The sequence below is a fragment of the Pseudomonas sp. Z1-12 genome (assembly GCF_051132015.1).
Classification (GTDB): Bacteria; Pseudomonadota; Gammaproteobacteria; order Pseudomonadales; family Pseudomonadaceae; genus Aquipseudomonas; species Aquipseudomonas zanjanensis.
This window is the reverse complement of the sequence record NZ_CP071647.1, coordinates 4,152,650-4,165,835: the sequence shown is the minus strand read 5'-3', so window position 1 is coordinate 4,165,835 and position 13,186 is coordinate 4,152,650. Positions and strand designations below refer to the sequence as shown.

General features: G+C 60.2%; 10 protein-coding genes. All 10 read left to right on the top strand.

The annotated features are described in order from the left end of the window. Positions 1–195 precede the first annotated feature (195 nt). The 10 genes from J3P85_RS17580 to J3P85_RS17535 all read left to right on the top strand — a co-directional run bounded on the left by J3P85_RS17580 (position 196) and on the right by J3P85_RS17535 (position 13,141). Entirely contained in the window at positions 196–1,965 is a 1,770-nt protein-coding gene (locus tag J3P85_RS17580; protein ID WP_434702691.1) for a diguanylate cyclase, read from the top strand. 391 nt (positions 1,966–2,356) lie between these two features. Beyond that, positions 2,357–5,089: a PAS domain-containing protein gene (locus tag J3P85_RS17575; RefSeq protein ID WP_434702689.1), complete on the top strand. Its 2,733-nt coding sequence runs from the start codon at positions 2,357–2,359 to the stop codon at positions 5,087–5,089. Then, positions 5,086–5,715, top strand: a complete 630-nt coding sequence (locus J3P85_RS17570; RefSeq protein ID WP_434702687.1) for a response regulator — start codon at positions 5,086–5,088, stop codon at positions 5,713–5,715. The genes J3P85_RS17575 and J3P85_RS17570 overlap by 4 nt, the downstream gene beginning before the upstream one ends. A 166-nt stretch (positions 5,716–5,881) precedes the next feature. Continuing rightward, the gene (locus tag J3P85_RS17565) at positions 5,882–6,523 is read left to right on the top strand and encodes a response regulator transcription factor (protein WP_434702685.1); all 642 of its coding nucleotides are present in this window, start codon (positions 5,882–5,884) and stop codon (positions 6,521–6,523) included. A gap of 385 nt (positions 6,524–6,908) precedes the next feature. Further along, positions 6,909–8,051 (top strand): methyl-accepting chemotaxis protein, encoded by a 1,143-nt coding sequence (locus J3P85_RS17560; RefSeq protein WP_434706398.1) that lies wholly within the window; start codon positions 6,909–6,911, stop codon positions 8,049–8,051. Between the two features lie 11 nt (positions 8,052–8,062). Further along, entirely contained in the window at positions 8,063–8,431 is a 369-nt protein-coding gene (locus J3P85_RS17555) for a response regulator (protein WP_433861544.1), read from the top strand. Between the two features lie 35 nt (positions 8,432–8,466). Next, positions 8,467–8,775 (top strand): STAS domain-containing protein, encoded by a 309-nt coding sequence (locus J3P85_RS17550; RefSeq protein WP_434702683.1) that lies wholly within the window; start codon positions 8,467–8,469, stop codon positions 8,773–8,775. A 13-nt stretch (positions 8,776–8,788) separates the two neighbouring features. Continuing rightward, a complete protein-coding gene (locus tag J3P85_RS17545; RefSeq protein ID WP_434702681.1) occupies positions 8,789–10,915 on the top strand; it encodes a chemotaxis protein CheA in 2,127 nt (708 codons plus the stop codon). A 56-nt stretch (positions 10,916–10,971) separates the two neighbouring features. After that, positions 10,972–12,615, top strand: a complete 1,644-nt coding sequence (locus tag J3P85_RS17540) for a methyl-accepting chemotaxis protein (protein ID WP_434702679.1) — start codon at positions 10,972–10,974, stop codon at positions 12,613–12,615. A gap of 4 nt (positions 12,616–12,619) precedes the next feature. Then, entirely contained in the window at positions 12,620–13,141 is a 522-nt protein-coding gene (locus J3P85_RS17535) for a chemotaxis protein CheW (protein WP_434702678.1), read from the top strand. The last annotated feature ends 45 nt before the right edge of the window (positions 13,142–13,186 follow it).

The following is a 13,186-nucleotide window of genomic DNA, read 5'->3' as shown; positions in this document are numbered from 1 at the left end:
TGCTGTCAACCGCCGCCGTCGGGAGAGGGTGGTAAAGGAAATCGATAGATGGTACGAGAAAACCCCAGTGGCGTATCCGCTAAGCATTCGTTGACCAGGCGTGCCCTGCGCCTTGCCATATTGCGCATTGGTCTGGTTTCGCTGAGTGCGGGGGCGATTTCGTATTATGTCAATTCCACCTCGATCGAGCGGGAAGTGACAGGGCAATTGCTGCTGTCTACTGAGCAGTCCTTGCAACGTGAGTCCTTGCCGTTTCAGGAAATCAAGGACCTGCAGCAGAACTTTCTCAACGAGTTCGCCGAAACCCTGGCCCGGCCCGGCATGAAGGCCACGCTGGTGGACGACTTCCAACAGATTTTCTATCGCCACGAGGACGGTTCCTATACCCAGCGCCCGCAGCTGTTCGAAGGTCAACCGCTGGCCGACGGACGTCGGTTTGCCAGGATGTCAGCGACTTATGCCCCCGATGTCGCACCCGATGACGGCATCAAGGCACGATTTGCCCTGTCGTATCTGCTGTCCCACAAGTACGGGTCCAGCACCAAGGGCCGGCTGTTCAATTTCTACGGTGTGGTGCCGGAAAAGGGCTTTCCCATCTATCAGGACGCCGATATCGCCAAGGTATTCACCTACTCGGGCCCGGAAGCCCTCAAGCTTGAAACCTATGAGTTTTATGCGCGCGGCTTTGGTACGCCCAGCAACGACACGCTGTTTACCCGCATGTATTGGGATTTTTCCAACAATGCCTGGATGACCACCATTGCCACCGCCGATGTGGCAGATTCCTCTGGAAAACACCAGATTCTGGCGTGTGTCGATGTGCTGCTCGACCAGTTGATGAACCGGATTGCCAAACCCGCCATGCAGGGGGCGTATAGCTCACTGTTCATCGCCGACGGGGAGGGCACGCTGATCTACCATCCCAGCGCCATGGAGCAAGTCAAAAGCAGCGCGGGGGAGGCGTCGATCCGCTCGCTCAAGCTGACTCAAGACTACCCGCTGCTCGAAGTTGCTTCCGTTCTGCCCCCTGGTCAGGCGCGGATCGTCCAGACACAGGACAACATTGTCGCAATGGGTTTGATTCCCGGGACACCCTGGGTGCTCGCCGTGCACTACCCTCGGTCGCTGATGAGCCCGGCCATTTTCGACAACCTGGTCATCGTGGTGGTCCTGGGGTTGCTGACGCTGTTGGTGGAGGTGTTCATCCTGCGCTCGATCCTGCAAAAACAGGTCGCCATCCCGTTGTTTCGCTTGATCCAGGCGACACGCAGGCTCGGTGTGGGCAACGAGCGTCCCTATCTTGAGCGGCTTCCCACGCGGTCTCCCGACGAGATCGGTGAACTGGCCCGCGCCTTCGCCAAAATGGCCGAGCGAGTCCAGGACGCCCAGGCGCATCTGGAACTCAAGGTGCAGGACCGTACCGCCGAGCTCGAAGAAGCCAATCGACAATTGTATGAGCTAAGCACCATCGACGGTTTGACCGGTATCGCCAATCGTCGGCGTTTCGATGAAGCACTGATCAGTGAATGGCGTCGTGGTGTGCGCGCGGACACCGTCTTGTCACTGATGCTGATCGATGTCGATCATTTCAAGCGATATAACGACCATTATGGGCACCAGGCCGGTGACGATTGTTTGCGAAGCGTTGCCCGCACGCTAAAAGACCATGCCCTGCGGGCGGGTGATTTGGCGGCGCGCTACGGCGGCGAGGAATTTGTGCTTATCACCACCACCGGAGTGGGCAGGGCGCTGGACCATGCTCAGGCCGTTTGCCTGGCGATGGAAAGCCTGGCGCTGCCCCATGCAATGTCACCCTTTGGCGTGGTCACCGTGAGTATAGGTCTGGCGATCATGCCCTTTACCCAGGAAGGGGCAGTGGGCGATTTGCTCAAGCAAGCCGACGAGGCTCTTTACAGCGCCAAGGCTCGGGGGCGCAATCAGGTAGTGCTGGCAGAGACTTTGTGATGTGTTCGAAATCGAGGATGTCCATTGCCATAAAGGATTCGTGGTGCACGCTGAATGCATAGGCGATGGCGGGCAAGGGTGGGAGGTGCTATGAATCTAAGGTGCCATTACACCTTCGACCCTTGGCCATGCGACCTGCCTTGCCGGTCGCTCCTGTACCCTATGCGCACCTGCGCTGATCGATAACAGGTTTCACGCAGATCGGACGCCGCCGTCGGGAGATGGCGGCAGAGGAAATCGATAGATGGTGCCAGAGAACTCCGAGGGTGTTTCCCCCAAGCATTCCCTCACGACCCGTGCCTTGCGTCTTGCCATTGTGCGCATTGGTCTGGTGTCGCTGGGCGGCGGGGCGATTTCCTATTACGTCAACTCCACCACAATCGAACAGGACGTGACCTGGCAATTGCTGTTGTCCACCGAGCAATCCTTGCACCGCGAATCCTTGCCGTTTCGGGAGATCAAGGATCTGCAGCGTAACTTTCTCAAAGAGTTCAAGCAGATCCTGTCCCGTCCCGGCATGGAGGCCAGGCTGGTGGAGGATTTCCAGCAGATTTTCTACCGCCACGAGGATGGTTCCTATACCCAGCGTCCGCATCTGTTCGAAGGCCAGCTCCTGTCCGATGGACGCCAGTTCGCCCGGATGTCGGCGACCTATGCGCCCGATATCGTACCCAATGACGACATCAAGGCGCGATTTGCCCTGTCGTACCTGCTGTCCCACAAGTACGGCTCCAGCAGCGAGGGCCGACTGTTCAACTTCTATGGCGTGGTGCCGGAAAAAGGCTTTCCCATTTACCAGGACGCCGACATCGCCAAGGTGTTCACCTACTCGGGACCTGAGGCTCTCAAGCTCGAAACGTACGAGTTCTATCAACGCGGTTTCGGCACTTCGGGCCATGAGACGCTGTTCACCCGGATGTACTGGGATTTTTCCAACAATGCCTGGATGACAACCATCGCCACGCCCGATGTGGCCGATGTTTCCGGCAAGCACGCTATTCTGGCCTGTGTCGATGTGCTGCTCGACGCGCTGATGGAGCGTACAGCCAAGCCCGCCATGCAGGGCGCCTATAGCACACTGTTTATCGACGACGCCGAAGGTACGCTGATTTACCACCCTACCGTCATGGAACAGGTCAAAAGCAGCGCGGGCATGGCTTCTATCCAGTCGCTCCAGATGGTCCAGCACTATCCATTGCTAGAAGCCGTTCCCGACTTGGCGCCGGGCCAGGCGCGGATAGTCCAGACGCCTGATGACATCGTCGCGATGGGCCGGATTCCCGATACGCCCTGGGTGCTCGCGATTCATTATCCACGGACACTGATGGTACCGGCCATTCTGGATAACTTGGCTATCGTAGTGATTCTCGGGTTACTGACCTTATTGGTTGAAATTCTTATCCTGCGCTCCATCCTGCAAAAACAGGTGGCCCATCCGCTGTTCCGGTTGGTCCAGGCGACACGGCGGCTCGGCATGGGTAAAGAGCGTCTTTACCCTGAACAATTACCCACCCAGTCCGTCGATGAAATCGGTGAACTGGCCCGCGCCTTTGGCAAAATGGCTGAGCGGATCCAGGACGCCCATGAACGTCTCGAACTCAAGGTGCAAGAGCGTACTCGCCAAGCCAGCCGCCTGGTCGCCATTGCCAAGGAGCGGGAGCGTGCCGAGACGCTGCTGCTCGAGAGCGAACAGCGCTATCGGGACATCTTCGATCACTCCATGGATCCGCTGTTCCTCTTGGACTTGACCGACGAGGGCTTGCGCTACATTGAACTCAATCCAGCCTTTGAGCGAGCGATAGGCCAGGGGCGCATAGAACTGATCGGCCGAACCGTGGAGCAGACATTGCCGGCACACGCTGCGGCGGCGGTCATCGCCGAGTACCGGCGCTGCGTGGAAGGCCGTGTCCCACTCGACGAGGAACATGAGCTGGATTTGCCGGCCGGGCGCCTCACGTTCCACACCACGTTGATTCCTGTGATTGGTGCCGATGGGCATGTGCAGAGGATTGTCGGTATCGCTCGCGACATCACCGAGCGTAAACACGCCGAACGACTTCTGCATACCCGTGAGCAAGAGTTCCGCGCCTTGGTGGAAAACACGCCCGATATCATCGCTCGTTTCGATCTGCGGTGCCGCTTCTTGTATGCCAATCCCGCGGCGAGAGATTTACTTGGCCATCCGTTGGATTTTCTACTTGGCAAAAATGCCTGTGAGGTATCGCCGGATTCGGATGTCGCACGCTTCTTCCACCATGCGGTTGGACAACTCGTTGATACGCGTGATGTGACCGAGGAGGAATTATCGATCAGTGTCCCGATCAGGCGGGGCCAAGAAGTCTCCAGCTATCAGGTCCGCCTGGTGCCTGAACGGGATCGATATGGGGCGCTGGTGAGTATTCTGAGCGTTGGACGCAACGTCAGCGCCATGCGTGCAGCCGAGCAGCGCCTCAAGGAATCCCACGCGCAGTTGCGCCAGCTGTCCAGTCACCGGGAGTCCACGCGCGAAGAAGAGCGCAAGCGCATTGCCCGGGAAATTCACGACGAACTGGGTCAGCAGCTCAGCGCGCTACGCATTGGCATTTCGCTGTTGCGTCTGCAGTTCGGCAATGATCAACCGTTGTTGGTGGAACGGGTCCAGATATTGATGGGGCGCGTCGATGAAACCATTCAGGTGGTTCGCAACGTGGCCACCGCCTTGCGTCCCTCGGCTCTCGACATGGGCCTGACCTCGGCACTCGAATGGCTGGTTTCGGAGTTCTCGAAAAATACAGGCATTGCCTGTCGACTCAAGGCGCCAACGGCTAGATTGGAGCTTGATGACGAGCGTGCCACCGCCATCTTTCGCCTCATACAGGAATCGTTGACCAACGTTTCCCGCCACGCCCAGGCGAGTCAAGTGAACATTCGCTTGGAGTGCCTCGCCGAACACGTCGTGATCGAAGTCTCCGACAATGGCAAGGGCTTCGATCCAGCGCAATTGCGCAAGGGCACACTTGGGATGCTCGGCATGCATGAGCGCGGACACATGCTGGGCGGAACGGTTACCATAAGCAGCGCCCCGGGGCAGGGAGCCTGTGTGCAGGTGAATATTCCCTTACAGATAGACCCGGAGGACATATGATCAAATTAATGATCGCCGACGATCACGCCATCATGCGCGAAGGCTTGAAACAGCTCTTCGCGTTGGCCGCGGACCTGCGCGTGGTGGCTGAGGCGGAAAATGGCGTCTTGCTGCTCGAGCGGCTGCGCCAAGGCGGTATCGACCTGTTGCTACTGGACATGAGCATGCCGGGCATCTGTGGCGATGATTTGGTCGCCCGAATACGTGCCCATTATCCGCAACTGCCGATCCTGGTGTTGAGCATGCACAATGAAGTGCAGATCGCCCAGCGTGCGCTCCGCTCGGGAGCCTCAGGTTATCTGACCAAGGACCGCGACCCCGAGACCCTGCTCGCGGCCATACGTCGCGTCGCGGCCGGAGGGCGCTACATCGATGCCGGACTGGCCGAGCAAATGGCCTTTGCCGCCTCAGGCCTGGGACCGAGCAATGAGCATGACGCGCTGACCGACCGGGAACTCCAAGTGTTGCGATTGCTCGCCCGAGGCCTGAGTGTCTCAAGCATTGCGGCGGAGCTGATCATTAGCCACAAGACTGTCAGCACGCATAAGGCGCGCTTGATGGAAAAGATGGGGTTTCTCAGTACGGCCGATATTGTGCGCTATGCGATGAGCAAGCAATTGCTCTGACCGGCCCATGTCCACGCCAGCAGGACATGAGCATACGTCGGGCACGCTTTGGCGCGTGCAATACGACCTAAGGCGTGTAGGCGATCCGATCACGTCATGCCACGCTCGCTACCGATCAGGCCATACGTCTGTCCTTTCCGGTAGCCCAGCCCATGCACTCAGAACCATGTCCAAATCCATCCGCCTGTTGATTGCTGATGACCACGCCATCATGCGCGAAGGGCTGAAGCAGATGTTCGTTTTCGCCCACGATGTGCAAGTGATGGCTGAAGCCGACAGCGGTGCCACGGCGTTGGACAGGCTACAACAGGGCGATATTGATCTGCTGTTGCTTGATATGAATATGCCGGGACTCAGCGGTATAGAGATGATTTCGCACATTCGCGCCCAGTACCCGGACCAGAAAATACTGGTGTTGAGCCTGCACGACGAACCTGAGGTCGCCTTGCAGACTATCAGGGCCGGCGCTAACGGGTACCTCTGCAAGGTGTGTTCCCTCGAGACGCTATTGGGTGCTATTCGTCGCGTGGCATCCGGCGCACGTTTTCTCGACCCTCACATCGCCGAGCGCATAGCGCTTGGTAACCCGGGGCCGGGACAACATCCCTACCATGGCGTGCTCACCGAGCGTGAGCTTGAGGTGCTGCGCCTGTTTGCCGGCGGCAGCAGCGTGACCCAAATCGCCGAGATGTTGACCATCAGCAGTAAAACCGTGAGCACTCACAAGGCTCGGCTGATGGACAAGATGGGGTTTTCCAGCAGCGTGGAAATCATCCGCTACGCCGTGATGCAGCAGCTCATCGAATGACGGCAGCGCTCTTTGAGCACCGTACCTGATTATCGGACGCAATCCGGGCTCGCGGCAGCCCATCCCGCCCTTTAGCCAAACCCACCCAGCCAATGGTCGACCGATCATGACGCTCGTCCCTGCACGATCACGTGTGTAGGCGACATTTTCCGTGGGTAAGGCAGCGCCTACCCCATCCGCCCGAACGCCTACCTGAAAACCAGCACAACCCGATGTCGGCCATTGGCTACGACCCGCATCATTAGGTGATGTCATTTTGCTTCTAGTTTTTTCAGCACTGGGTTTACCCGTACAGAGCTCTACCTGACGGGGCCGGTGGCCGGATGGAGAATTCACCTTGAGCGTAACGATTACCCACCCACGCCCGACTTCGGCAGGGGCGCCCGTGGCATTGCTAGCCCTGGCCCTGCTGGGGACTGCCTGTGTCCTGGGCGCTGGAGGGTTGGACCTTCAATCGGCGGGGCTTGCGGCGTTGCTCCTGATACCCGGCGCAGCGGCTGCGTTGCATTACCACGCTCGCGACCGTGCCCAGCGCCAGACTCAACAAACGGCCGACGCCAACCTGCAAGCGAGCGGGGGCGGTAATAACCCGTCCACCTGCCGCTGCGGCCTGGAACCGGTATGCCGCGGGGTGCTGCCGGTATGGGCAGGCCAGATCGAAGTCGCCCGCAGCCACACCGAAGAGGCCATCACCGCGCTGGCGGTGCGTTTCGCCGATATCTCCCAGCGTGTGGAGCGTGCCGTTTCGACCACGCAAGACGGACGCTCGGCGGACGGCGGATTGGTGGCGTTGCTGGGCACCAGCCAGCACGAACTGGACGCTATCGTCGCCTCGCTGCGGGCCGCCCTGGCGACCAAGGCGTTGCTGCTCGATGAAGTGATGGTGCTTTCCAACCTCACCGAGCAATTGCAGACGATGGCCCAGGACGTCGGCAATATCGCCAAGCAGACCAACCTGGTTGCCCTGAACGCGGCCATCGAGGCCGCCCGTGCCGGTGAGGTGGGGCGTGGCTTTGCCGTGGTGGCGGATGAAATCCGCAAGCTCTCCAGTCTTTCCGGCGAAACCGGCAGGCGCATCGGCGAGACCGTGAACACCGTGAATGCGGCCATTGCCAAGACGCTGGCGATCTCCCGCGAGTATGCCGAACAGGACGAAGCCACGGTGACCCATTCCGGTCAGGTGATCGAGCAGGTCATCCGGCGTTTCCGCGGCGCCACCACCACGCTCCTGGACTCCTCCCACACGTTGCGCGAGCAAAGCCAGTCTGTCGGCCAGGAAATTTCTCAAGTACTGGTGGGCTTGCAGTTCCAGGACCGGGTCAGCCAAGTGCTGGGCCTGGTTCGCGATGACCTGGAAAAACTGCACCACAGCCTTGCCGAGGGCGAGCGGGGCAACGTCGCCACGCTCGATGCCGATGCCTGGCTCCAGCAACTGGCGAGTACCTACACCATGCCCGAGCTGCATGACGTCCATCAAGGCGGCGCCCGAGGCGCCTCCTCCAGCGAATCCGAAATCACCTTCTTCTAGGAGCCTTCCCCATGGCCAAAACCATCATGATCGTCGATGACTCCGCGTCCCTGCGCCAGGTCGTCAGCATCGCCCTGAAAAGCGCCGGCTACGAGACTGTCGAGGCCTGTGACGGCAAGGACGCCTTGAGCAAGCTCGACGGTCGCAAGCTGCACCTGATCATCAGCGACGTCAACATGCCGAACATGGACGGCCTCTCTTTCGTCCGTGCGGCCAAGCAGCTGCCGGCCTACAAGTTCACGCCGGTGATCATGCTCACCACCGAAGTCAGCGACGCCAAGAAGCAGGAAGGCCAGGCGGCCGGGGCAAAGGCTTGGGTGGTCAAGCCCTTCCAGCCGGCACAGATGCTCACGGCCGTCTCCAAGCTTGTCCTGCCGTAGACACCGGCCTTTTTATTTCAATCGGATAGACGCTTATGAACACCCACGCCCCTCAACGCATCGCCATCGACGGCGAGCTGAGCATCTACACCGCCGCCGAATGGAAAAGGCGCCTCGATGAGGTGATCGGCCAGGGAGGCAACGTGGAGCTGGATCTGGAAGCGGTGCAGGAACTCGATACCGCCGGGCTGCAACTGCTGATCATGGCCAAGAAAGCCTTGATCGCTCGCGGCCGGCAGTTGCAGTTGAGCCACCACAGTTCAGCGGTAGTGGAGGTGTTCCGATTGTGCGACATGGCCGATTTCTTCGCCGACCCGATCCTGCCGCAACTGAACCATTCATGAAAAGGCCACGACCATGAACCTGGATGACGCACAACAGACCTTCATCGTCGAGAGCCTCGAGTTGCTGCAGCAAATGGAAGATGCCCTGCTGCATATCGAACTGGCCCCGGACGACGATGACACCATCAATGCCATTTTTCGTGCCGCCCACACGATCAAGGGGTCGGCCGGCCTGTTCGGTCTGGACGACATCGTGGCCTTCACTCATGTGGCCGAAAGCGTCCTGGATCGGGTTCGCGAGAAGCAGTTGCACTTCGATGAGGCGTTGACGGCGTTGTTCCTGCGGGTCTGCGATCACATCGGCGTGCTGGTGAAACTGGTCGCCGACCACAAGCTGCCGGAGCCGTCCGTGCAGCAAAACGGTGCCCACCTGCTCAACTTGTTGCGCGGGCTGTTGGGCGAAACCCCCGAGCCGGTGGCACACACCACGCAGCCCGTCGAAGCCGAGCCAGACGCCGAATACAGCGGCGATTCATCGCAGATTCACCACTGGCATATTTCCTTGCGCCTGGGCCGCGACCTGCTGCGCAACGGTATGGACCCGTTGGCGTTCATTCGCTATCTGTCCACCCTGGGGCATATCTGCAACATCGTGACCCTCAGCGACAGCCTGCCGGCGGGGGCAGAGATGGACCCGGAAAGCTGCTACCTGGGCTTCGAGATCGGTTTTCACAGCAGTGCCGACCAGGCCACCATTGAAGGCGTGTTCGAGTTCATCCGTGAAGACAGCCAGATACACATCCTGGCACCCCACAGCAATACCGATGAATACCGGCAGATGATCCAGGCGCTACCCCCGGAGAGCCTGCGTATGGGGGAGATTTTCCTTATACGCTGCGGTACTCAGACGTCCTTGGCGCCGGACGCTGCGTCGAGCGGTTCGTCCATCGATCCGTCAGCCATTGACCCGCCGATCATTCCCGCGCAGGAGCCCGAGGCAGCACTGAAAAAGTCGCCCGTCAAAGACGTTCGCCAAGCAGAAAACAGCTTGATCCGTGTCGACGCGGGCAAGCTCGATCAATTGATCAATCTGGTCGGTGAACTGATCATCGCCGGCGCCGGTGCCAATCTCGCCGCTCGCAACGCCGGCGCCAGTGAACTGGTGGAGGCCACGGCGGTCCTCGCACGCCTGGTGGAAGAAGTCCGCGACTCGGCATTGACCCTGCGCATGGTGCAGATCGGCTCCACCTTCAACCGTTTCCAGCGTGTGGTGCGCGACGTTGCCAAGGAACTGGGCAAAGACATCCTGCTGGACATCAGTGGCGGTGAGACCGAACTGGACAAAACCGTGGTGGAGCGCATCGGCGACCCGCTCACTCACCTGGTGCGCAACGCCATGGACCATGGCATCGAATCCGCCGAAGTACGCCGGGCCCAGGGCAAGCCGGCCCAGGGACGGCTGCGCCTGAATGCCTTTCATGACGCTGGCAGCATCGTCATCGAGGTCGCCGATGACGGCGGTGGCTTGAACAAGGCAAGGATCCTGGGCAAGGCCATCGAGCGAGGTCTGGTCAGCGAGGGGCAGAACCTCAGCGACCAGGATATTTTCAACTTGATCTTCGAGCCGGGGTTTTCGACTGCCGAGCAGGTCAGCAACCTCTCCGGTCGCGGCGTCGGCATGGATGTGGTCAAGCGCAACATCACCGCCCTGCGCGGCAGCGTCGAGTTGAACAGCGTCGAGGGCCAAGGTACGACCTTGCGCATCCGCCTGCCACTGACCCTGGCGATCATCGACGGCTTCATGGTGGGCATCGGCAGTGCCAGCTACGTGATTCCCCAGGACATGGTGGTGGAATGCATCGAGCTGCCCGCCAACGAGGGCCGTGACTATCTCAACCTGCGTGGCGAGGTACTGCCGTTCATTCGCCTGCGGGAGCTGTTCGACATCGAAGGCACTGCATCGCGCCGGGAAAACGTGGTGGTGGTGCAGTTCGCCGGGCAACGGGCCGGCCTGGTGGTGGATCGCCTGCTGGGTGAATTCCAGACCGTGATCAAACCGCTGGGCAAGGTCTTCGGTCGGGTCGGCGGGGTAGGTGGTTTCACCATCCTGGGCAGCGGGGAGGTCGCCTTGATCCTGGATGTCAGCGGCCTGATCAAGCAGATCGTCGGCACCCGGCAGCCCGCGAATGCCGACAACTGACAGCCATTTTTTATGCCTGCGTCCTTAATTTTTCGATAGATAAAGAAGATTCGAACATGAATACGTTTTCCAACATGAAGGTCGGCACGAAGATCGGCTCAGGGTATGCGCTCGTGCTGTTGTTGATGCTTGCACTGGTCATCATGAGCATCGGCGGTCTTTCAAATGTGCACCTGATCGTTAGCGACATCACCGATAACGCCTATCCGAAAGTGCAGATCAGTAACGATATCGACAGCGGGCTGGGCGACACCAACATTGTGATTCGGGACCTGATTCTCAAAGGCGACGAACAAGAAATGAAACGGTTGCAAAAAAAAATGCAGGTCATCCGCCAGGAGCAGGATGCACGGATGGAAGCCCTGGAGAAGCTGCTCAATGAGCCCGACGAGATAAGCCTGTTCAAGAGCCTGAAGACCGTTCGAGACAATTACGGTCAGGCGCTTAATCGCGCGGTCGAGCTGGGGGCAACCAACCAGGCCGATCAGGCCATGGCGCTGCTCTATGGCGATCTGGAGCAATTTCAGGGGCAATACGCCAAGCAGCTCAACGACATGATTGAGTTGCAGGAAGCCTCCTTCGCGGATAACGACAAACAAGAGCAGGCCGAGTATGACCGGATTCGCTTGCTGTCCTTCATCCTGCTGGGTGTTGCCACTCTGTTGGGTGGGCTGAGCGCGGTCCTGATTACCCGGGCGATTACCCGCCCACTCAACGATTCGGTGCAGGTTGCCAATCGCCTGGCCCAAGGTGACCTGAGCGTCAGCATCGAAGTCGAAAGCCGCGATGAGATAGGCCAGCTCAAAGGTGCCCTGCAGGGCATGGTGGCGAAGCTTTCGCAGATCATTGGCGAGGTGCGCAGTTCGGCCAATGCCTTGAGCAGCGCTTCGGAAGAAGTGTCTAGCACCGCGCAATCGATGAGCCAGGCCACAGGCGAGCAGGCCGCCAGCGTCGAGCAGACCTCGGCCTCGATCGAGCAGATGTCGGCGTCCATCGAGCAGAACACCGAAAACGCCCGGGTCACCGAGGGCATGGCCGGCAGTGCCGCCAAGCAGGCCGTCGAAGGTGGCGGGGCAGTGAAGGACACCGTCGCCGCGATGAAGAGCATCGCCGACAAGATCGGCATCATCGACGACATCGCCTACCAGACCAATTTGCTGGCCCTCAACGCCGCCATCGAGGCCGCCCGCGCCGGCGAACACGGCAAGGGGTTTGCCGTGGTGGCGGCCGAGGTGCGCAAGCTGGCCGAGCGCAGCCAGGTCGCGGCCCAGGAAATTGGCGAAGTGGCCAAGGGCAGCGTGGCCCTGGCCGAACGCGCCGGCAGCTTGTTGGACGAGATCGTCCCTGGCATCAGCAAGACCAGCGACCTGATCCAGGAGATTTCGGCGGCGTCCGAGGAGCAGTCCTCCGGCGTTGGCCAGATCAACACCGCGATGAACCAGCTTAACCAGATCACCCAGCAGAACGCGTCGGCGTCCGAAGAACTGGCCGCCACTGCCGAAGAAATGAGTGGCCAGGCTGAGCAGCTGCAACAACTGATGGGCTTCTTCACCCTGACCGGCCCTGGTGAGACGGATCGAGGCGTGCCATCCGCTGGCCCGTCGAGCCGATCCAGGGCTGTCGCGACCCTGCCGGTCCCTGTTCGGGTGGCGGGGACTCGCGGCGCGGTGCCGGCCGGCTTCGTGCGTTTCCAGGAGTAATCCCATGAGCCAATCGATCAACGTGCAGAGCCCCGACAGTGCGCCGCAAGTGCGGCAATACCTGACGTTTACCCTCGGCGGCGAACCGTTCGCCGTGGGTACGCTCAGCGTCAAGGAAATCATCGAATACGGCCAGCTTACCGCCGTGCCGATGATGCCCCCCAGCATTCGTGGCGTGATCAACCTGCGCGGCGCGGTGGTGCCGGTCATCGACCTTGGCGCGCGCTTCGGCGGCCGCCTGACGCAAGTCGGTCGGCGCACCTGCATTGTCATCCTGGAGGTGGATCACACCGAGGGCCAACAAGTGATCGGCGTGCTGGTGGATGCGGTGAACGAAGTACTGGAGATTGCCCCGGCGGACATTGAGCCGCCGCCGGCCTTCGGCGCGCATATCCGTACCGATTTCATCCTGGGCATGGGTAAGGTCGGTGGCCGTTTCGTCATCCTCTTGGACATCGGCCGAGTGCTTTCGGTGGACGAACTCGCCGCGCTGACCGAGGTCGCGCAGACGGCAGCCGGCGAGTAAGACGAAGCAAAAAGAAGCCATGGCGCTTGTGAGCGCTCCTGACAA